Consider the following 21,389-nt stretch of genomic DNA (forward strand, 5'->3'; position numbering starts at 1 on the left):
TCATGAGCGAGCTTTTCATCGGCGGCGAATGGGCCGCCGGCACAGGACCCGCATTCGCGTCGCACAACCCGGGCACGGGCGCGGCGGTGTGGGAAGGCAACAGCGCGTCGGCTGACGACGTGGACCGTGCGGTGCGCAGCGCGCGCCGTGCGTTTGCCGCCTGGTCGGCGTTGAGTCTCGACGAGCGTTGCGCGGTAGTGCGCCGCTTCGCTGCGCTCGTCACCGAACGCAAGGAGGCGCTGGCCGAAGCGATCGGCCGTGAAACCGGCAAGCCGTTGTGGGAAGCGCGCACGGAAGCCGCTTCGATGGCGGCCAAGGTCGAGATTTCGATTCAGGCCTATAACGAACGCACTGGCGAAAAGCGCTCGGCGATGGCGGACGGCACGGCCGTGTTGCGGCATCGTCCGCATGGCGTGGTGGCCGTGTTCGGGCCGTATAACTTTCCTGGACATTTGCCGAACGGCCATATCGTGCCGGCGCTGATCGCGGGCAATGCGGTCGTGTTCAAGCCGTCCGAACTCGCGCCCGGCGTGGCCGCGCTCACCGTGCAGATCTGGCGTGACGCCGGTTTGCCGGCAGGCGTGCTGAACCTCGTGCAGGGCGAGAAAGACACCGGCATTGCGTTGGCGAATCACCGGCAGATAGACGGCCTGTTCTTCACAGGTAGTTCGGATACCGGAACATTGCTGCACAAGCAGTTCGGCGGCCGCCCCGAGATCGTGCTGGCGCTGGAAATGGGCGGCAACAATCCGCTCGTGATCGGACCGGTGGCCGATGTCGATGCCGCTGTACATCACACGATCCAGTCGGCGTTTCTGTCGGCAGGCCAGCGTTGCACGTGTGCGCGCCGTATTTTCGTGCCGAACGACGCAGCCGGCGATCGTTTCATGGAGCGCTTCACCGAAGTCACCTCGCGCATCACGGTCGGCGAATATAACGCCGATCCGCAACCGTTCATGGGCGCGGTGATTTCGGCGCGCGCGGCGTCGCGTCTCGTCGCCGCGCAGGAACGCTTGCTGGCTGACGGCGCCAAAGCATTGCTGAAGATGGAGCAACGCGATCCGAAGCTCGGCTTCGTCACGCCCGCGATTCTCGACGTCACGAACGTGGCGAATCTGCCGGACGAAGAACACTTCGGTCCTTTGGCGCAGATCATCCGCTACGGCAGCTTTAACGAAGCGCTGGAACAGGCCAACGACACCGAGTTCGGCCTCTCGGCGGGCCTCCTCGCCGACGACGAAGCGCTCTGGGTGCACTTCCAGCGCACCATCCGCGCGGGCATCGTCAACTGGAACCGGCCGACCAACGGCGCCTCGTCGGGCGCGCCGTTCGGCGGTCCGGGCCGCTCGGGCAATCACCGGCCGAGCGCGTACTACGCTGCCGACTACTGCGCGTTCCCGATGGCTTCCGTCGAAAGCGCGCAACTGCAAATGCCCGCGAGCGTCTCGCCGGGCCTTCAATTCTAAGGATCGACGATGCAAGCCACTGAAGCCAATTTCGACGGCCTGGTCGGCCCGACCCACAACTACGCGGGGCTCTCGTTCGGCAACGTCGCGTCGCAGAACAACGAGAAGTCGGTTGCGAATCCGAAGGCAGCGGCCAAACAGGGCCTGCGCAAGATGAAGCAACTGGCCGATCTCGGCTTTCATCAGGGCGTGTTGCCGCCGCAGGAGCGTCCGTCGATGCGTCTGTTGCGCGAGCTCGGTTTTTCCGGCGACGACGCAACGGTGATCGCGCGCGTGGCGCGAGACGCGCCCGAGTTGCTCGCCGCGGCAAGTTCGGCTTCGGCAATGTGGACCGCGAACGCGGCGACCGTGAGTCCGTCCGCCGATACGCACGACGGCCGCGTGCATTTCACGCCGGCCAATCTGTGCAGCAAGCTGCACCGCGCGATCGAACACGAATCGACGCGCCGCACGTTGCGCACGATTTTCAACGACGCCGACCGTTTCGTGGTGCACGAGGCATTGCCCGGCACGCCCGCGCTCGGCGACGAAGGCGCGGCGAATCACACGCGCTTTTGCGAGGAATACGGCGCGCGTGGCGTCGAATTCTTCGTGTATGGCCGCAGCGAGTATCGTCGCGGACCCGAGCCGAAGCGCTTCCCGGCGCGTCAAAGCTTCGAGGCGAGCCGCGCGGTGGCGCACCGTCATGGCCTCGCCGACGCGGCCACGGTGTACGCGCAGCAGAACCCCGACGTGATCGACGCCGGTGTGTTCCACAACGACGTGATCGCGGTCGGCAATCGCAACACGCTGTTCTGTCATCAGTTTGCGTTCGTCGAACAGAACGCGGTGTACGACGAATTGCGCGCGAAACTCTCCGGCCTGAAAGCCGGCTTCAACGTGATCGAAGTGCCGGACGCTCAGGTGAGCGTTGCCGATGCGGTCAGTTCGTATCTGTTCAACAGCCAGTTGCTGACGCGGCCGGAGGGCAAGCAGGTGCTGGTGGTGCCGCAGGAATGCCGCGAAAACCCGCGCGTGGCCGCTTACCTCGACGACCTGACCGCGCGCACGGGCCCGATCGACGACGTGCTGGTGTTCGATCTGCGCGAAAGCATGAAGAACGGCGGCGGCCCGGCATGCCTGCGTCTGCGTGTGGTGCTCGACGACGCGGAACGCGCGGCGGTGACACAAGGCGTGTGGATCGACGACGCGTTGTTCGGCCGTCTGGATGCGTGGATCGAGAAACATTATCGCGACCGTCTCGCACCGGCCGATCTGACCGATCCGCATCTGCTCGCCGAGTCGCGCACCGCACTCGACGAACTGACGCAGATTCTCGGCCTGGGTTCGCTGTATGACTTCCAGCGCTGAACGCGGCATGCCGGTTTCGCTGCTCGACGATTTTCTCGCTTATACGCTGGCCGGTACGCGGCCGGCCGCGCATGAAGCACAGGGCACGTGTGCTGGCGGCGTGCGCTGGTCGTGGCTGGACGATGGCGTACTGCTGATGGAGCCCGCGGCGCCGGAAGAGGGCATACGCAGTGTGCTCGTCTCCGCCGGCGTGCATGGCGACGAAACCGCGCCGATCGAACTGCTCGCGTTTCTCGTGCGCGACATCGCGCATGGCACCGCGGCGCTGACCTGCCGCCTGCTGGTGATTCTCGGCAACGTCGACGCAATGCGCGAAGCGTGCCGTTATCGCGACGACGATCTGAACCGGCTCTTCGGCGGCCGTCATCTGCAGGTGCCGCAGAGCCGCGAGGCGCCGCGTGCGGCGGCGCTGGAGCGCGCCGCCACGCAGTTTTTCGGGGCGGCGCCGGACGATCCCGGCGCGCGCTGGCATATCGACATGCACACGGCTATCCGCGCGTCCGCCTTCGAGCAATTCGCGTTGCTGCCACATACCGGCAAGCCGTTTTCGCGCGCGATGTTCGAGTGGCTCGGCGAGGCGCGCATCAGTGCGGTGCTGTTGCACACCACCAAAGGCAACACGTATTCGCATTTCACCGCGCAGGCATGTGGCGCACAAGCGTGCACGCTGGAACTCGGCAAGGTGCGTCCGTTCGGGCAGAACGATCTGACGCGTTTCGCGGGAGCCGATCATGCGGTGCGGCACCTCGTGGCCGGCATGCGCGGCGGGGTGAGCGCGCATATGCCGAGGGCGTTTACGGTAATCGACCAGATCACCAAACAGAGCGAAGCATTCGAATTACTGGTCGCGGCCGACGTCGCGAATTTCACGCCGTTCGCAAAAGACACGGTGCTCGCGCGCGATGGCGATTATCGCTATGTCGTGCGTCACGACGAGGAGCGTCTCGTGTTTCCGAACGCGACGGTCAAGCCCGGTTTGCGCGCCGGCCTGATGGTCATCGAAACGACGCAGGACACGCTCTCGAAGCTCGTGTAGTCCACACAGGAGCCCGCGACCGTGCGCGCGGGTTTGCCTGAACGCGACATTTATTTACAGCTTCACACCTTCGGCTCACGGCGTTCGCTCCACGACGCGCCGGGCGGCGCGCCCGCAGGGGCGGCAAACGCAGCCTGTACAATCGCGGCCTCGCGGCTGTTGCGCTGCATCACGCCGGCCGCACGAGTTTGAATCGCATTTTTGGCGCGGCAATCATGCTTGCCCGGATTCGGCTCCGTCTTGTTCAATACCGTAGAGGAACACCCGTAATGAAGATGAATTGGCGAAACATGGCCGCGCTCGCGTTGTTCGCGGCGGCAACGGCCACGGCCGGCACCGCATCGGCTGCGGATATCAAGGAAGTGCATTTCGGCGTCGAGGCGTCGTATGCGCCGTTCGAATCGAAGTCGCCGTCGGGCGAACTGCAGGGTTTCGACATCGACGTCGGCAATGCCGTGTGCGCGAAGCTGAAGGCCAGATGCGTGTGGGTCGAGAACTCGTTCGACGGTCTGATCCCGGCCTTGCAGGCGCGCAAGTTCAACGCCATCAACTCGGACATGACGATCACGGATCAACGCCGCCAGGCGATCGATTTCACCGATCCGATCTACACGATCCCGAATCAGATGATCGCAAAGAAGGGCAGCGGCCTGCTGCCGACGCCAGCTTCGCTCAAGGGCAAGCATGTGGGCGTGCTGCAGGGCACGATTCAGGAAACCTATGCGAAGGCGCGCTGGGCGCCGGCGGGCGTGGACGTCGTGCCGTATCAGACGCAGGACCAGATTTACGCCGACCTCGCTTCGGGCCGTCTCGATGCCGCGTTCCAGGACGCGGAGGCCGCGTCGAAAGGCTTCCTGAAGAAGCCGCAGGGCGCCGGCTTCGACTTTGCCGGTCCGGCCGTCACCGACGAGAAGCTGCTCGGCGCGGGCGTCGGCTTCGGCGTTCGCAAGGGTGACAAGGCATTGAAAGACGCGCTGAACCAGGCGCTGAAGGAACTGAAGGCGGACGGCACGATCGACCGCTTTGCGGCCAGGTACTTCGACGTGAAGGTGGTGTTGAAGTAACGCGCGCCTCGCGCGTTTTCGCTGTATCTGATGGTGCGAATGCAAACGGCCGCGGCCGTTTGCATTCGAGGTGCGAGGCATTAGCACCAGCGTTGGCGCCAGCCAATGGCGCGGCGTGACCGCCGATCGATCAACGCGTGTTCGCTTCCGGTTGATCGAGATAGTCGAACACCACTTCGCCGAGACCGAGCGTCAGATCGGCGATCAGATGGCGCGCCTCCACGACCTCCAGCACCGGCAATGCCGCGACCGGAGCGAGCGCGTGCGGCGCCAGTTCGAGCGCGGCCGGACCGGTCCATGCGCCTTTCAGATCGATGTCCTGCAGGTAGTAGCGCACCAGTTCGCAGATGCGCGGCGTGCCGTCCACATGCGGAATCACCTTGAGCAGGAAGTTCGGCGTTTCGAGGCGTTTTTTTCTGCTGCGCGAGATCGAGTTGCCGGTGCTTGTAGCCCATCGTGCCGGTGGCGATGCGCACCGGGCCGTAGTCGAGCGTGCCGACCAGCGTGTCGGTGTGGACGGCGAGCACCGGGTTCGCGAGCTTCTTCGGAAATCCCCACAATTCGCGGCCGCCGGCGATCGGCGGGTGGTCGTCCAGATACATGGCCAGCGTGTAGCCGCCCGCGACGCCCTTGTACGAGACTGGAATCACCTGGCCGCTTTCCGTGTAGTCGCCGAAGCCGGTCGAGTCCGGCATGCGAATGAATTCGTAATGGACCAGCGGCTCGCCGATTTCGAGCGGCTCAGGCACCACGGCGCGCAGTTTGTCGGGATCGGTGCGGTAGGTGATGATCAGAAATTCGCGGTCGATGAACCGGTACGGGCCCATAGGAAATGCCGGACTGGTGATCGGCATCGCGAAGGCATTTGACAGCACGCTTTTGACGTCCATGTTTTCCTCGATGGTTAAACGCGGTTGGAACGCTTCTGCACTGCACAAGAGTATCGGCGATTTCGGGCGGGATTTCTTTCGGACGCGTCTCCAATTATTTCGAGATATTGCTTCATGGACGTGTCCGCGCATGGCGGCGTGAGATAAAATCGCCAGACGCATCGCGGGCATCAGGGGCTTCACGTCTCGGGCCGCGCTGACGGCGCAGCGAAAACCAGAATACTGAAGTAAGCGCCGGGGCGGCGCTCAGCGGGGGGAGCACAATGACCAGCATCGCAATCGAGAAACCGGGCCAGAGTGGCGCCACGGACGATGCGCAATTGAATGCCAGCTTCGCACGACAGCCGATTCTGAATCGGGACGGCATGCTGTGCGGCTATGAGATCAAGGTGCGTGCACCGGAGTGGACCGCGGAGATGGTGGAAGCCGCGCGGACCGCCGCGCACGCGGACAGCGAGATGGACGCCGGGGTCTCGGCGCGCCGCGCGCCGAATCCGGCGCAACTCGTGGCGCAAGCCATCATTCGCGGTTTGCTTCAGGGCGCCGTGCGCGGTGCGCTGACCGGGCATCCGGCCTACGTCGACGTGAGCCGCGAGATGCTGTTCGACGACGCGATCCTGCGGTTGCCTGCCGAGCGCTTCATGCTCGAACTGGCGCCCACGATCGCGGTCGACGAGGCGCTGGTGGCGCGCATCGTCCAGTTGCACGGGCGCCGCTATCGCTTCGTGCTCGACGAGGTGACCCAGCCCAACGAAGCTTTCGCCAAACTGCTGCCGTACGCCGAAGTCGTCAAGATCGATTTCACGCGCGCGTCGCGCGCGCTGCTGCCCAAACTGGCGAGCGTGCTCAAGTCGGCGGGCAAACTGCTGGTCGCCTCGGGCATCGATGCACAAGCCGATTTCGAAACGGCGCACGGACTCGGCTTCGATCGCTTCCAGGGTTACTTCTTCGCGCGCGCCCAGACCTCGACCACGCGCCGCGTCAGCGCGCCGCGCCACGCATTGCTGAATCTGCTGCAACTCCTCTCGGGCGATCCGACCGTCGCGCAGCTCGAAGCTGAACTCAAGCTGAACCCGGTGCTGGTGATGCATCTGATGAAGCTCGCCAATTCGAGTGGCCTCGCCGTCGGCCACAAGGTGACGACGTTGCGCGAAGCGATCAATGCCACCGGCACCAACCGCATCGCCCGTTGGACACAACTGCTGCTCTATGCGGACGGCCGCAAGGTCGCGCTCGAAGACGATCCCTTGCTGCAACTCGCGGCGACCCGCGCGCGCTTCATGGAACTGGCGATCGAGCGCCTGCCCGAAGCCGGCCGCGATGAGGCCGACGCGGCGTTCCTGACTGGCGTGTTCTCATTCGTCGACGCCGTGTTCGGCGGCTCGCTCGAAAGCACCTTGAATGTGCTGACGTTGTCGCGTCCCATCCAGGCCGCGATCCTGCACCGAGAGGGCGTGTTGGGGCTGTTGCTGAGCACGGTCGCCGCATTGGAGCGCGGCGACTGGGATGAGATCGGTACGTTGTGCGCCCATCTTGCGCCGCTCACCGTCGAGGACGTTGCGGCAATGGGGCTGGCGGCAGGCGCATGGGCCGGTGTCGCAGACCGCAGCGCGGAAGGACTGGAAAGAATCGAGGATTGAAGCCGGCGGTCCGGCAGCGGGCCGCGGTATGCGGCGCGTGCCGGCCCCCTGGCGAGCCTGACCCGACTTCAACGTGGCGTCGGGCAAATACAGAACTGGTGAGAGTGAAGCGGCGCGATCAACGATCACGCCAGGTCTTCACATCGTCTCCATTTCCCGCATCTGCCCCAGGCCGAAAAAACGGCCTAACTCCCTCGCCAGTTCATTCAACACGCTCATTTCTTTCTGTGAGATGCGGCGTGGCTCCTGACTATGCGACCAGTCGCCGTATAAAAGCGCGACCGTGGTGTCGCTTTCGTCGACGACCGGCAGCAGCACGAAGGCGCGGGCGTCGTCGAATGAGCGGCGGAACCATTCGGGTAGCCGCGCGACCATCTTCGGATCGCGCGCGTTCTCGATGAAGATGCCCACCGAGTTGGCGATCGCCAGATGAAACACGTCGGGCTCGAAGGCGGTGTTGAAGGTTAGTTTGGGCAACGCCGCGTCGATCTTCGGACCGAGTCCGAGGCGCGCCTTGAAGGTGCCGTTGCTGTGCTTGACGAACACCACCGTGCGCGCAAAGCCCAGACCGGCCAGCAGGGTTTCGGCGGCCATCGCCAGCGCCGGCGCGAGCGGGCTGCCTTCGGGCAGGCCGCGCAGATCCTTGACCCCGACCGCGATGCGCGCCTCGGGATTGAGCGCCTCGCGCGCGATCGCGTCCGCGTTGGCGCGCAACTCGACGATTTCGCGCATCACGCCGTCGCCACCTTCCTCGCGGGCGAGCGCGACGCTCATGTCGAGCAGCACTTCGGCGTCGGTGTTCAGCGCGCCGCTATATTCCTGCGCCAGCGCGGCGATGCGTTGCTCGCGCTCCCAGTCGGGCGTGTTCTGCTGGGTGAGCACGTCGGCGACCGCCGTCGAGTAATTGGTGATGGCGCGCAGCCACTGCACCTGGCGCGGCTGCGTGACGTCCTGCGGGTCGAACTCGCCCATGCCGGAGCGGATCATGTCGGGCAGGCGCCAGCGCACGGCGGCTTCGGCGCCGATTTCGTCGAATGTCACGCCGAGCACCAGCACGCAGGCCTCGGCTTCGAGCGTGCCGCTCTCGATGTGACGGCGAATCTGATCCCATTCGGCGTCGAGATAGAACACCACCAGCAGCTTGCCGATCTGCCGCATCAGCGTGCAGACCACGGCTTCCTCGCCGGCGCGCAGATCGCCGCGCTCGGTCAGCTTGCGGGCGACACAGCCCGACAGCAGCGTGCGGTTCAGTTCGAGCTTCGCGTCGATGCGGCGCGGCGCGCTGGCGTGAAAGTGATCGACGATTTTCAGGCCGACCACGAGATGGCCGACCGCGTCCATGCCGAGCACCATCAGCGCGCGCGATACGGTCGTGATGTTGCCGCCGAACGCCATGTACATGGCCGAATTGGCGAGCCGCAGCACCTTTTGCGTGAGGGCGAAGTCGGACAACACCACCTGCACGAGGCCGGTGAAGTCGAGGTCGTCATTGTTCATCGCCGCCATGGTGGAGCGCAGCGACTGCGACAGCATGGGGAAATCGCCGCGCTCGCTCATTCGCGTCCAGAGCCGGTCGAGCACTGCCGCCTTTACCATGTGAGTCCCGCAAAAGCCATACGTGTTCCAATGAGTGCCGCGCCGGCCATAAGCCGGCCTGTTCCGCTGCATGAGCGCTTTGCCTGCATCGCTATGCAGTGTGCAGGTGAAGCGTGCGCGCCTCGAACCGCTCGGCGAGTTCGTCGGAGGGCAGCGCCTTGCAGACGAGCCACCCCTGGATGTGGTCGCATCCCATCTCGGTAAGCAGGGTTCGTTGAGCTTCCGTTTCGACGCCTTCGGCTACCAGTTCGAGATCGAGTGTCTGAGCGAGGCCCACGACCGCGCTAACGATTGCCTGATCGTTTCGCGAGGTTAGCAGATTCTCGACAAAACTCCTGTCGATCTTCAGCTTGGCCAGCGGGAAGCGTTGCAGGTAAGCCAGGCTCGAATAGCCAGTACCGAAGTCGTCGACGGCGAAGCGGATGCCCATCGCCGTGAGGTCTTCGAGCAGAACCTTGGCATGCGCCGGGTCGTGCATCAGCAGGCTTTCGGTGATCTCGAACACGAGGCGGCGCGGATCGATGCCGGTCAGTTCGATCGCCTCGCGCACGGCGTCCTTGAAGCGCGGATCGCGGAACTGCTGCGGCGACACGTTCACGGCCACGTATTGGAGGCAAATGCCTTTGGCGTCCCACTGGATCAGCTGCATGCAGGCCACCTTCAATACCCAGTTGCCGAGGAAGTTGATCAGGCCGATCGATTCCGCGAGCGGGATGAACATGGACGGCGGCACCAGTCCGTGCACCGGGTGCGACCAGCGGATCAGGGCTTCCACGCCGACCACGCCGTGCGTGCGGCTGCTCGTGATCGGCTGGAAGTGCAGCGAGAACTCGCCGTTGCGCACGCCGTCGTAGAGGTCGGCTTCCAGCTTCAGGCGTTCGGCGTCGGCGGGATTGTCGTCGGGGACATAGAAGGCGAGCGTGTTGCCGCCGGCCGCCTTGGCCTGCAGGAGGGCATGGTCGGCCCAGCGCAGCAGGTGGGTGTCGTGGGCGGCGGTGTCGTTGGCATGGCGCACGTCGGGGTAGAGCGCAATGCCGATGCTGGCCGACAGATGCACCTGCTGGCCGTTGAATACATACGGCTGCTGGATCGCGGTGAGCAGGCGCCGCGCCAGGGTCTCGGCGGCGGCCGCCGCATCGGTGCGGCTGGCGGCGGGCTTCACGAGGATCGCGAATTCGTCGCTTGCCACGCGCGCCACGGTCTCGGCCGGGCTCGTCATATTCAGTATGCGGCGCGAGGTGTCGCGCAGCATTTCGTCGCCAGCGTCGTAGCCGAGCGCGCGGTTCACGCGTTGATAGTCGTCGAGGTCGAGCAGCAGCAGCGCGGCCGGCGTGCCGTGCGCGTCGGCTTGCTGCTGGGCGTCGAGCAGCACCGGAATCAGCGCCGACTGGTTGGCCAGATTGGTCAGGCGGTCCAGATGCAGTGCCTGGGTCAGACGTTCCTCGGTGGCGCGCCAGGCCGACACGTCGAAGCCGGCGATCGCATAGCCGTCGGCGCCGTCGTGGCTGCTGCGCACCACGCGCAGTTCGACGGTGATCGGGTAAGTGAGCGACTTGATGAGACCGAGCGTGGCCTTCTCGACATTGCCCGAGGCGGCGGCGCGTGTAAGCAGCGCGTCGAGGCGCGGCACGTCGGCCGGCGCCACGAGATCGTGCAGCGTGATGGTCTCGAGGTACTCGCGGTGATAACCGATGAAGCGCAGGCTGGCATCGGACACATAGAGGAAGCGCAGTTCGTCGTCGACGTGCGCCAGCAGGTCGACGGCGCCGACCACCTGTTCCAGTTGCGCAGCGCGGCTGGCAGCCGTCTGCGGTTTGCCGTGCTCGCGCCGGCCGAACGCACGAAGCCGGTCGATGACCGTGCGCAAGGAGCCCCGGCGGGGCGCGGTGATCCTGTTCGCTTCCATGTTTATCGCTGGGAACCTGTATTCGTCTGCAGGCGAGGCGGCTGTTTTTCCGCCGTGTCGGGCGGTCGAGAGGGTATCAGGCCGCCCCATCAGAACGAGATAACGGCCCGTGCCGGGAAATCTTTAGCGGGTGCTGCAAAAAACACCCGGTAAGGAAAAGCTATGCGCGGCATAGGGGTGGCGAGGGGCCGATTCAGCTAAAGTGCGGCTACCCGATGTCCGTTAATACGAGAAACCTGTTGTGCAGCGCCGGCCGTGACGCCGCTGCTGCGTAGCTTTCCGAACACTTGCACCGATGCCCTATGTCTGAACGTCATCAAGCCAGGGTCATTGCCCGGCACAGCGAGGTGCTCGACTCAACTGCCGAAGGCGCTGCGCCGCTGCCTCCCGCGCAGTTCGTCTATCTGGGCCGCCAGCCGATCCTCGATCGCGACGGTGCGCTCAATGCTTACGAATTGTTGTTCAGAGCCGGCGCGCATAACTACGCCGAAGTCACCGACGACGCCCAGGCCACGGCGCAGGTGGTGGCGCGCGCCATCGGCGGGATCGGCGTGCCGACGGTGCTGGGCCGGCATCGCGGCTTCGTCAATATCGACCGGGCGCTGCTCTTTAACGACATCGTCCATCTGATGCCGCCCGGGCGCTTCGTGCTCGAAATTCTCGAGACCGTGGAATTCGATGCGCCACTTTGCCGCCGTCTGGGCGAACTGCGTCGCGCCGGCTTTCAGGTGGCGCTCGACGACATCAGCGAACTGTCCGACGAGCTGAGCGCCGCGCTGCCGTATGCCGACATCGTCAAGATCGATTTCTTGCAGACCGACCGCGCCGTGCTGCCGAAGCTGGCGTCGGTCGTGCGCGGGCAGGGCAAGACGCTGATCGCCGAGAAGGTCGAGACACGCGAAGACTTCGCGCTCGCGCGCGAGCTCGGCTTCGATCTGTTTCAAGGCTACTTTTTCGCGCGGCCCCAGGTGCTGGCCGCGCCGCGCAACCGCTCGCCGCGGCCGGGCCTGCTGCGTCTGCTCGCCTTGCTGTCGCGCGATGCCGGCATCGCCGAGCTCGAAGCCGAACTCAAGCTGAACCCGAGCGTGGTGGTGCAACTGCTGCGCCTCGTCAATTCGAGCGCGTTCGGCCTGGGGCGCAATATTGCGTCGCTGCGCGAGGCGATCATCGCCACCGGCACGCGGCAGATCGCGCGCTGGGCGCAACTGCTGCTTTACGCCGACAGCGGCGATCTGCCGTTGCGCGCCGATCCGCTGGTGCAACTGGCGGGAACGCGCTCGCGCTTCATGGAACTGGCCGCCGCCTGGCTGCGACCGTCCGATGACGAATTCGCCGACGCCGCGTTCATGACCGGGATTTTTTCGCTGATCCATGTGGTGCTGGGCAGCTCGCCAGGCGCGGTGCTGGAGAAACTCGGCCTCGCGCCGCAGATTCGCGAGGCGATCGTGTCGCGGCGCGGCGAGCTGGGCACCTTGCTGCGCCTTGCCGAGGCGGCCGGCGAAGGGGGCGACGCGGCGTCGATTGCGCTCGGCGCCGATGCGCCGGCTGGTTTCGTGACCTTCACGCCTGAGGTGCTGGCCGAGCTGAACCTGTCGGCCGCGGCCTGGTTCGGTGCGCATATCGGCGAAGTGGCCGCCTGACGGGCGGACGGTGTTGCGGTATTTCTGCGGGTTGGCGTGAGTTGGCCTGGCAGGCGCGGTGGGGCGGTGGGCGTGGTTTGCCCGGGTTGGCCTGGACCGTGTCCGCGGCCCGCGCGGCAGCGACTCGCGCATCTTTCGGGCGGCTTCTTACGTACCTCGTGAGTACGTGGTCCAATAGCGAAGTTGGCCGGCGTTCCCGTGAACGCAATGGCCTTGGGTTCGTTGGACGAACCGCGTGCATCAACGCCTGGAGGAACAGACAGATGAAGAAGAAATTCATATCGGCGGTACTGGCCGGCGCCGTGTCGGTGGGATTCGCCATGCATTCGCTGACGGCCTCGGCGACCCTCAAGCCGGGCGACGTGGCGCCGCCGTTCACCGCACAGGCTTCGCTGGGCGGCAAGACCTACACGTATTCGCTCGCCGACGAGTTGAAGAAAGGACCGGTGGTGCTGTACTTCTATCCGGCGGCCTTCACCAAGGGCTGCACGATCGAAGCTCACGAGTTCGCCGAAGCCGTCGGCGAGTACAAGAAATATGGCGCGACGGTGATCGGCGTGTCGCACGACAACATCGACACGCTGACGAAGTTTTCGGTGAGCGAATGCCGGAGCAAATTCCCGGTCGCGGCCGACGCCGACTCGAAGGTGATCGGCGAATATGATGCGGGCATGCCGATGCATGCGTCGATGGCCAATCGCGTGTCGTATGTGATCGCGCCGGACGGCAAGGTCATCTATGAATACACGAGCCTGTCGCCGGAGAAGCATGTCGAGAATACGTTGAAGGCGGTGAAAGAATGGGCCGCGACGCACAAGCAGCCGTGAAGCCGAAAACTGACATCCACGTAGTTTCCGCAGTGTTTTCTTGGGGTGCGGGGGGACAGCGCTCGTGCCAGGCTGAGTTTTTTTGCCTGTGAGTTTGCAATGCCGATTCTCGTTGCGTTGATTGCGCTGGTCGCGCTGGTGTATGGCGCGGTCCGGGCGTTTTATGCCCTGCAGGCCGCGTTCGGACTGGCCGTCGCGGTGGGTGTTGCCGTGCTGGCCGTGTTCGTGCTGGTGGCTGCTCTGGCGTACTGGTGGCGCCGCCGCAAGGAGGTGGCGCCGAATGTCCGCAATGGCGACTGGACGCACGAACTCCAGGGCACTTGGGGATCGGTCCGGCTCGCTGCCGGCAAGCGCCTGTGTGAGATTCAGGTCGGCGTGGAGCAGGGCGCCTATATCTTTGCCGATCTGCTCGAGGCCGAGGCGCAAGGCCGCGAGGCGCAAGCGCAGGTCGCCCTGAAGGTCAAGGATGCGAAGCGTGAGGTATGGGTGTTGCCCATGTCGAACGAGCGGCAGGCGAGGCAATGGCAGCGGATTTTTTTGCTTGCCAGAGACCAGAAGCTGTAGAAGAAAACGATCTGGTCATATGTATTCGAGACCGGCCCGGGGAAAGCAGTATTGGACACGGCACTGCCAATCCTTCGGCCGCAGGGCAAGCGCATGAAGCTCAAGAGGTCAGCAGGCGGGCGAGATATTGATCGTTGGCGCAGGCCTTGAGGCGGCGTATCTTCAGTTCCGCTTTGGTGTCTGGATCGCCACCCAGCTATTGGCGCCTGAGAGAATCGCACACAGCGCCACCACCGGCATCTCCGTCAGATCATGACTCGGCGTGCGCTGAGCGGCTCGTGTAAATCGCCAACGCTTCTTCGATACTGATCGCGTCTTCCCGCATCGCTTTCCCCGGCCGCAAAAAACCTGAATAAACGCGCCTTTAGAAAGGACTTATGCGCCTCTCTTGACCAGCTGTAACGATTCATACAATTGCGCTGCCTTCGGCCGTCCTGGCGGCGCGGTTTCGGACTTGTCCCATAGCCGCATGCGTCGCCCATTGGCATAACGATAGTTATCTCGAACGTGGACGTATAAATGCCAAAGCAGATCGTTCAAAACCTCCTCCATGCAGCGTTGATGGAATGCTGCTCACCCGCTCTGGTCAATAAAATCGCAACGCACGCGCAGTGCATTGCGGCAGCCACGGCGGCCGAACACGATCTGAACGCCTTCGCCGCCAAGGATCCCGCATCCCGCGGTTCGGTCGAAGAGATAGCGTTGGGATACTCGTCTTACAAAGCGGTACTTCACTACCGCCTCGCCCACGCCATTCTCCACATGGCCTCGCTTGACGGCGACCGGAATAGGGAAATCGCAAGTGTCGCCGCCCTCGTATCGGCGCGAGGCAAGTTGCTCTCAGGCGCCGAAATTCATCCGCGCTGTCATATTGGCCGGCGCCTGGTTCTGGATCACGGGTGGGGTACGGTGATCGGTGAGACGTCGCGTATCGGCGACGACTGCTACATCCTCGGCGGTGTCGTTCTCGGGGCCACGGGCATAGCCGCCAACCCGTCCGGCAAAAGACACCCAACTTTGGGAAATCGGGCCGAGATTGGTGCATTCGCGCGAATCTTCGGCGACATTGTCATTGGCGACGACGTATTCGTCTCGCCGCATTGTGTGATCACGGAGAACATTCCATCCGATTCGGTCGTGACACTCAAATCCGCACTTCAATTGACGCGGAAGCGGAAGTCCAAAGATCCTGCCAGAACCCTTTTAGACTTATCCTGAACGCCATGTTTTCATTGAACCGCAAGACCAATAAGCGCTACTACGAGGATTTCAATCTGGACCGGTGCGTTGCCACGGTCGTCAAGCTCGGTGCCGGGCATGTCGAACTCGATGCCACTGTCGCCTATCCGGAGGGAGGTGGGCAGGACGCGGACCACGGCGTTATCGTTCTACAGAATGGCGTTGAGGTTCGCTTCATTCACGCCAAAAAAATGTACGGCGATCATCTGGCAGTCGCAGATTTCCCCGACATTCAGATAGGCGGGGTGATCGAGCATATCGTTCATCCCGATGACATTGGATATCTTGCGAACGTGCGCGTAGGCGACGCAGTCGAGGTGCGAATCAACCGCTTGCGCCGGGCGCAACTTTCTCTGAGCCACACGGCGTGCCACTTTCTCCTGATCGGCGTGCAACAGATAAGGCCGGACGCGGCTGCCTGGATACTCGGATGTCATATTCGGACCGACGCCGCACGGCTCGATTTCGCCGTCGACGAGCGCATCTCCGCAGAAGAAATCCGCGAGATAGAAACCATCGCCAATGCATTTGTCCTACGCGCCAGTGATGTGCGCGTCTATCCGCATTCCGTCCATCCCGACGCCCGATATTGGGAGTGCGAGGGCAACGTGATCCCCTGCGGCGGCACTCACCTCGGCAATGCGCGGCCGATCGGGCGCATGGAGATACGCCGCAAGAGTGTGGGTGCAGGTAAAGAGCGTTTATCCTGTTCGTTCAGCGAAGCCGTATTCGCGACAGACGTCTTTCATTCGTGACGTTTCTGGGTCCGTGCACTCCACCTGCTCCGGCTGCATGGAGAGGGTTGGTTGGGTGTGAGAAGGAAAACCGAAGCAACGGGCTATCGTTGCCGCTATCCGAAAGAGGATAGGTAAGACTCGACGCCGTCGTAGATCATGGTTAGCACGACGGCCCCGCTGGGCAGTATTTTTTTCAGTTTGGAGATTGCCACGAGATTGGCCGCCGAGGAAATTCCGAGGCTGATCGAGTCGCTCTGCATGGTTTGCCGGATCCTCGACTCGCAGTCGAGCCTGGAAACCTTGATCATTCCATCAAGCACGGACAGGTTCAGAACGGCCGGAACGACGCCGATCGACAATCCCTGGATTTCATGCGGCGCATGCCGGTCGGCCAGCAGATCGCATTGCTCCGGCTCGACCCCGAATACGCGCATGCCAGGCCAATGCTGCTTGAGCGTCTCGCCAATGCCGGTGATATGTCCACCCGTGCCGATCCCCGCCACGAAACAGTCCACTTGACGGTCGCCAAAATCGCGCAGGATTTCCTGAGCGGTGGACTCTCGATGCGTTTCCGGATTGGCATGGTTGCGCTGCTGATTGAGCATTACGTAGTCAGGATGCTCGAGCTGCAATTCCATGGCACGTTGACCGTGAGAATTGTTCCCCAGGCGGCTGTCTGAGAGCACCACTTTGGCGCCATACAATCGCAGCAGTTTTTGCTTTTCCGGACTGTAGTTGTCGGGTATCACCAACACCACTTCATAGCCGAGAATATTGCCGGCGATTGCGAGTCCAATGCCCGTGTTGCCGCCGCTGGGCTCTACGATGGTTTGCTGCCTGCCTCGTACGAGCACGCCCCTGCGTTCGGCATCGAGAATCATGCCCAAGGCGATCCGTGCTTTGTGGCTACCGCCTGGATTGAAGGATTCAAGCTTCGCAAAGACATCGAGCCCAAGTTCGCCAGAGAAGGCTCCCAGGCGAACAATAGGTGTGTTGCCTATGGTTTCGAGTATCGACGGGTAGATCATCGCTTCGGCAGCCGGTCACGGATTAGTAGATGGGCATGTCGGGCTCGACATCCCGCACCCAGCGTTTCATGCCGCCTTCCAGTACTTTCACATGGGGGAACCCGACGTCCTGAAGAATGATTGCGGCGCGCTCGGCTCGCAGTCCGCCATAGCAGATCAGATAATAGGTTTCGCGAGAATCCAGTAAGGCGGTGCGCTCGCTCAACTCGTCCAAAGGGATGTGCAGCACGCCGGGCAGCCGACAGACCTCCAGTTCATTCGCGTCACGTACATCGAGCAATATAGGGTTGCTGTCGGCGCGCTCCATGATTGCCTTGAGCGCATACGGTTCGATGAAGAAATCAGGTGCCAGCGGTTGCCGGTCCGTGTTCACGCTCGAACACACTATTTGAGCGGGTTCGCAGAGCTTGCCATGACGGTTCGGGGAGCAAGACGGGCAGCCGGAACGGCGCGAGAACCGGACCTCGTTAAATCTCATGGTCAACGCGTCGAAGCGCATCAGCCGCCCGGCCAGCGATTCGCCGATATCGAGAATCAGCTTGATGGCCTCGGTGGCCTGAATGAGACCGACGACGCCGGGCAGCACGCCAATGACGCCGCCGGCAGTGCAGTTTGGTGCAAGTTCCGGAGGCGGGCTGTTGGGAAAGAGGCAACGATAGCAGGGCCCCCCGCGATAATTGAAAACGCTCATTTGCCCTTCGAAGCGATATATCGCACCGTAGACGAGAGGTTTGCCCAATTGCGCACACACGTCATTGACCAAGTAGCGTGATGCGAAGTTATCCGTGCCGTCGACTATCACGTCGTATTGCCCGATCAGATGCCGGGCGTTGTCCGCGTCGAGCGCGGCGGCATAGGTGTCGATCTCAATGTCCGCGTTCAGATCATGCAGACGCTGTTTCGCCGATTCCACCTTGAGCATGCCGAGTGTGCTGTTCCCATGCACGATCTGGCGCTGCAAATTGCTGCGCTCCACCACGTCGAAGTCGATTAGCCCGAGGGTGCCTACGCCGGCAGCGGCCAGATAAAGGCAGATTGGCGAGCCCAATCCGCCTGTGCCGATGATCAGGACTTTCGCTTTCTTGAGTCGCAGTTGGCCTGCACGCCCAACGCCTGGCAGCGTGATGTGACGGACGTAGCGGCGAATCTCGTCATTGGAAAGGTGGTCGGTGTCGAGGCCGCCGGATGTAGCCAGCATGATTTCGACTTCGCCGCCCGCCGGAACTGCGTGCTCGGGGTCCACCACTTCGCCTGAACTGGTCAGGAGAAAGTGTTCCTTGAAGGCGTCGTTTTCGTAAAACAGGTGAACACGCAGTGGTGAATGGCGCGCACAAACGTGCTCGATCACCTCCCGCACTGTGCGGCCCTCGGCTTCCATGCGATGGGATGGCAGGCGTGCGGCTCTCGCGAGGACTTCCGGGAAGATCACGACTTTCATTGTCAACTCCTGATTGGTATTGCCGGGTTTTCCTGGCCGGCGTGAATCTCTTGAACACAGGCAAAACATTTGCCGTTCCATTGGAAAAACTTTGCCCCTTTGGCATGACCCGCGCGGACATCCACGACGAGATAGGCGACCGGGTACGCCGGCTTGCCCATGAACAGTGCCTTGTTCTCGTCTTCATGACTGAAGTAGGCGCCGACGTCTGGATGCGAGTGGTAGATGACCGTGGCGGGATTGCCGCTTTGGAAGCTTCGGTTCATTGCAAGCGTGTCGGCGACGGAGAAGGTGTACCCGTTCGCGCCGGTGCGCGTATGGATATCAGGTTGCCGGCGATTCAACTCACTCTGGATATTGACGCCATGATGGACGGTTCCGTCGGCGAAAACGAAGCCGCAGCATTCCTCCGGATAGGTGCGGCTGGCGTGGCGGTAGATGCACTGCAGATTGTCGTGATTGAGCATGTCCATAGTGGCCTCACCGAGACATCTGCCTGTTTTTTACCAGGAGTTTTTCCGCGGGCAACTTTGTGATGGCGAATCCCAGCAGTAACAGGGCTGAATAGAAGCAAAGGTCTTTTGAAATCGGCAGCCCCTCGTACCAGGAGCCGATTACGACGGCAAACACGGGGAAGATGATGAACACGAACGAGAGAATGACCGGGCTGAGCCGCTTGAGCAAAAAGAAATAGACGATGAATCCGCCGACTGACGCGGCCAATCCCAGGTAGGTCAACGCACTCCATGAACGGAGTGTGATGTTCTCGAGTCTGGGATGTTCGAGAAACGTTCCTGCGATGAACAGCATTAAGCCGGCGATGCCGATCGGCAGCGTGTTGAAGGTGATTACGCCGATATGCGCGCCCTGACGTTTGGTGATGACGTAACACAACGCATGCATGACTGCGGCGGCGAGAATGGCCAGAACCCCGAGGAGTTCGGCGTGATCCATGTGCATGCCTTGCGTTTTAACGATCATGAACAGGCTGCCGAAACCGACGGCGATGCCGATCAATTGTGAGAAATAGATTTTCTCGCGCAGAAATAATGCGGAAAATATCAAGATAAAGACCGGCATGCTGCTAAATATTAGGGCTGTTAATCCCGATGCAACATGTAGCTCGCCGTAGTTGAGAAAATAATACGGAACGCAAAAGTAGCCCAGCGTGACGAAAATAAAGAAGCCGATTTTTTCACGCGGGAAGAAAAGCGGCTCCTTGCGCACCAACGCAAAGACGAGGAACAGCGGGAAGGCGATCAGAAAGCGAAGTCCGGCGGAAGTCAGTGGCGGCGCGCTTTCAACGGCTATCTTGATGCCCAGCCAGGTGGTGCCCCAGCTCAGACAGACAATCAGAAACAGGACGGACGTCACAAACCCGGTGCGCCAATCTCTGTATGCATTGCGCGGAATATCGATAGTGGCCGTTGTCGGCATGACGTCAATGTATCCCTTATCTTAATTTAAATTACGGTGAATCAGTAGAATTGGCGCGGATCAGATCGATAATCGTATTAGGATGCCTAATGACAGTCAAACCAATTATTGACATGGTTTCAATTCTGAAGCCGTCGCTCGAGTGTGGGCGCACACCCAAATACAAGCGCCTCGCGGAGGCGCTCGCGACACGCATTCACGACGGTTCGATCGCGGGCGGAGCCAAGCTCCCACCGCACAGGCTGCTGGCCGACAAGCTCGGTGTGACCGCCGGCACGGTTAGTCGCGCGTATGCGGAACTGGAGCGCATCGGACTGGTTGTCGCGAGAGTGGGCGACGGAACCTTCGTGCGCAAACGCGGCCTGGAGCGTTCATGCGACCGCGGCTTCAAGAATTGTAGCGACGAGCCGCACCGGTGCATCGATATGAGTCGCAGCATGCATATTCCCGGGCAGGAGGCCGTGATGCTCGCACGCAGCCTCGATGAGTTGGCCGCAGATGGCGAGACCCTGCGCGAACTCATGCTCTATACACCGGACCTCGGCTCCGCACGACATCGTCAGGCGGGTGCGCAATGGTTGGGCCACGGCGACTTTGCGAGCGGACCCGATCAGATCGTGTGCGTCAACGGCGGCCAGCACGGGCTGCTCTGCGCGCTGATTGCATTGCTTCGCGCGGGAGACATCGTGGTCACCGAGCGCCTCACTTATCCTGGGCTGATCAGCGCGGCGCGGCTGCTGGGCATCAAGCTGCTCGGTATCGAGATGGACGAGGAAGGTCTCATGCCTCAAGCACTACTGGACGTATGCCGTACCCATCGCGTTTCGGCGCTGTACTGCACGCCGAGCATCCAGAATCCGACCACCGCCGTGCTGTCCGTCGAACGCCGCGAGATCGTCGCAAAAGTGTGCCGGGCCCACAATGTCCTGATTATCGAAGACGAAGCGCATGGCGTGTTAATGGCCAACCGGCCACCGCCGATCAGTCTGTTCGCGCCCGAGCGCGGCGTCGTGATCGGCAGTTTGAGCAAGGTCGTCGCGGCAGGCCTGCGTGTCGGTTATGTCCATGCGCCTTTGCCGTTGATCAGCCGCTTCGGTGCCGCGGTGAGGGCCACCTGCTGGATGGCGACGCCTCTACCGCTCGAACTCGCGAGCCGCTGGATAGAGGAAGGGGTGGCGCAGAGGCTCATGCGTCAGCAGGCAGCCGAACTCGAACGTCGGAAACATCTGGTGGAACGCCATCTGTCAGGACTGAATTACGTGACGCATCCGCAAAGTCCGCACTTCTGGATAGAGGTTCCGGCGCCGGGGCGCGCGGTGGATGTTCAGACCGTTCTGGGGCAGCAGAACTGTCTTGTCAGTGCTGCCGGACTGTTTGCGGTGGGGCAGAGCGTCGTGCCTGAATTCGTCCGCGCGAGTGTCAGTCATGCCGGTGGCGGCGACGAGCTCCTGCAATCGGGTTTCGCGGCGCTGTCAGCCACGTTGCGACAACACGCGCACGCGAAGCTCCCGCACGCGAAACCCGAATAGCA

At 62.5% G+C, this 21,389-nt stretch carries 17 protein-coding genes and 1 pseudogene; 11 read left to right on the forward strand and 7 right to left on the reverse strand.

Annotation, left to right across the window (positions count from 1 at the left end):
- Positions 1 to 2 precede the first annotated feature (2 nt).
- The 4 genes from astD to PDMSB3_RS07230 all read left to right on the forward strand — a co-directional run bounded on the left by astD (position 3) and on the right by PDMSB3_RS07230 (position 4,916).
- Complete coding sequence (astD, locus tag PDMSB3_RS07215) at positions 3 to 1,466, forward strand: succinylglutamate-semialdehyde dehydrogenase (RefSeq protein WP_007182388.1); 1,464 nt, start codon at positions 3 to 5, stop codon at positions 1,464 to 1,466.
- Between the two features lie 9 nt (positions 1,467 to 1,475).
- A complete protein-coding gene (astB, locus tag PDMSB3_RS07220; RefSeq protein ID WP_007182387.1) occupies positions 1,476 to 2,816 on the forward strand; it encodes an N-succinylarginine dihydrolase in 1,341 nt (446 codons plus the stop codon).
- Positions 2,800 to 3,852, forward strand: coding sequence for a succinylglutamate desuccinylase (gene astE / locus PDMSB3_RS07225; protein ID WP_232064132.1), 1,053 nt, complete (start codon positions 2,800 to 2,802; stop codon positions 3,850 to 3,852). The genes astB and astE overlap by 17 nt, the downstream gene beginning before the upstream one ends.
- A 269-nt stretch (positions 3,853 to 4,121) precedes the next feature.
- A complete protein-coding gene (locus PDMSB3_RS07230) occupies positions 4,122 to 4,916 on the forward strand; it encodes an ABC transporter substrate-binding protein (RefSeq protein WP_007182385.1) in 795 nt (264 codons plus the stop codon).
- Between the two features lie 130 nt (positions 4,917 to 5,046).
- Here the strand turns inward: PDMSB3_RS07230 and PDMSB3_RS07235 are convergent.
- Positions 5,047 to 5,806 (reverse strand): annotated as a pseudogene (locus PDMSB3_RS07235) (acetoacetate decarboxylase).
- 263 nt (positions 5,807 to 6,069) lie between these two features.
- On the opposite strand from PDMSB3_RS07235, the gene PDMSB3_RS07240 reads away from it, so the two are divergent.
- The gene (locus tag PDMSB3_RS07240) at positions 6,070 to 7,446 is read left to right on the forward strand and encodes an EAL and HDOD domain-containing protein (protein ID WP_007182383.1); all 1,377 of its coding nucleotides are present in this window, start codon (positions 6,070 to 6,072) and stop codon (positions 7,444 to 7,446) included.
- 138 nt (positions 7,447 to 7,584) lie between these two features.
- Here PDMSB3_RS07240 and PDMSB3_RS07245 read toward each other — a convergent pair whose 3' ends face one another.
- On the reverse strand, positions 7,585 to 9,042 hold the full coding sequence (locus PDMSB3_RS07245; RefSeq protein WP_007182382.1) for an HDOD domain-containing protein: 1,458 nt from the start codon (positions 9,040 to 9,042) through the stop codon (positions 7,585 to 7,587).
- A gap of 91 nt (positions 9,043 to 9,133) precedes the next feature.
- Positions 9,134 to 10,948, reverse strand: coding sequence for a putative bifunctional diguanylate cyclase/phosphodiesterase (locus tag PDMSB3_RS07250; RefSeq protein ID WP_007182381.1), 1,815 nt, complete (start codon positions 10,946 to 10,948; stop codon positions 9,134 to 9,136).
- A 302-nt stretch (positions 10,949 to 11,250) separates the two neighbouring features.
- Between PDMSB3_RS07250 and PDMSB3_RS07255 the strand changes: the two genes are divergently transcribed.
- From PDMSB3_RS07255 to PDMSB3_RS07275, 5 genes are all read left to right on the forward strand, one after another.
- Complete coding sequence (locus PDMSB3_RS07255) at positions 11,251 to 12,588, forward strand: EAL and HDOD domain-containing protein (RefSeq protein ID WP_007182380.1); 1,338 nt, start codon at positions 11,251 to 11,253, stop codon at positions 12,586 to 12,588.
- Positions 12,589 to 12,851: 263 nt separating this feature from the next.
- The gene (locus tag PDMSB3_RS07260) at positions 12,852 to 13,415 is read left to right on the forward strand and encodes a peroxiredoxin (RefSeq protein WP_007182379.1); all 564 of its coding nucleotides are present in this window, start codon (positions 12,852 to 12,854) and stop codon (positions 13,413 to 13,415) included.
- A gap of 99 nt (positions 13,416 to 13,514) precedes the next feature.
- Complete coding sequence (locus PDMSB3_RS07265) at positions 13,515 to 13,979, forward strand: hypothetical protein (RefSeq protein ID WP_007182378.1); 465 nt, start codon at positions 13,515 to 13,517, stop codon at positions 13,977 to 13,979.
- 519 nt (positions 13,980 to 14,498) lie between these two features.
- Positions 14,499 to 15,197 carry a serine O-acetyltransferase gene (locus tag PDMSB3_RS07270; protein WP_007182376.1) on the forward strand — a complete coding sequence of 233 codons (699 nt, stop codon included), beginning with the start codon at positions 14,499 to 14,501 and terminating at the stop codon, positions 15,195 to 15,197.
- Between the two features lie 5 nt (positions 15,198 to 15,202).
- Entirely contained in the window at positions 15,203 to 15,973 is a 771-nt protein-coding gene (locus tag PDMSB3_RS07275) for an alanyl-tRNA editing protein (RefSeq protein ID WP_007182375.1), read from the forward strand.
- Between the two features lie 95 nt (positions 15,974 to 16,068).
- On the opposite strand, the gene PDMSB3_RS07280 is transcribed toward PDMSB3_RS07275, so the two are convergent.
- The 4 genes from PDMSB3_RS07280 to PDMSB3_RS07290 are packed head-to-tail and all read right to left on the reverse strand — an operon-like array spanning position 16,069 to position 19,858.
- Positions 16,069 to 16,983, reverse strand: a complete 915-nt coding sequence (locus PDMSB3_RS07280; RefSeq protein WP_007182374.1) for a PLP-dependent cysteine synthase family protein — start codon at positions 16,981 to 16,983, stop codon at positions 16,069 to 16,071.
- 22 nt (positions 16,984 to 17,005) lie between these two features.
- On the reverse strand, positions 17,006 to 18,421 hold the full coding sequence (moeB, locus tag PDMSB3_RS37655) for a molybdopterin-synthase adenylyltransferase MoeB (protein ID WP_007182373.1): 1,416 nt from the start codon (positions 18,419 to 18,421) through the stop codon (positions 17,006 to 17,008).
- Positions 18,422 to 18,423: 2 nt separating this feature from the next.
- The gene (locus PDMSB3_RS37660) at positions 18,424 to 18,894 is read right to left on the reverse strand and encodes a Mov34/MPN/PAD-1 family protein (RefSeq protein WP_007182372.1); all 471 of its coding nucleotides are present in this window, start codon (positions 18,892 to 18,894) and stop codon (positions 18,424 to 18,426) included.
- Between the two features lie 7 nt (positions 18,895 to 18,901).
- Positions 18,902 to 19,858 (reverse strand): DMT family transporter, encoded by a 957-nt coding sequence (locus PDMSB3_RS07290; RefSeq protein ID WP_007182371.1) that lies wholly within the window; start codon positions 19,856 to 19,858, stop codon positions 18,902 to 18,904.
- Between the two features lie 89 nt (positions 19,859 to 19,947).
- On the opposite strand from PDMSB3_RS07290, the gene PDMSB3_RS07295 reads away from it, so the two are divergent.
- Positions 19,948 to 21,387, forward strand: coding sequence for an aminotransferase-like domain-containing protein (locus PDMSB3_RS07295; protein WP_007182370.1), 1,440 nt, complete (start codon positions 19,948 to 19,950; stop codon positions 21,385 to 21,387).
- The last annotated feature ends 2 nt before the right edge of the window (positions 21,388 to 21,389 follow it).

The organism is Paraburkholderia dioscoreae, assembly GCF_902459535.1.
GTDB lineage: Bacteria > Pseudomonadota > Gammaproteobacteria > Burkholderiales > Burkholderiaceae > Paraburkholderia > Paraburkholderia dioscoreae.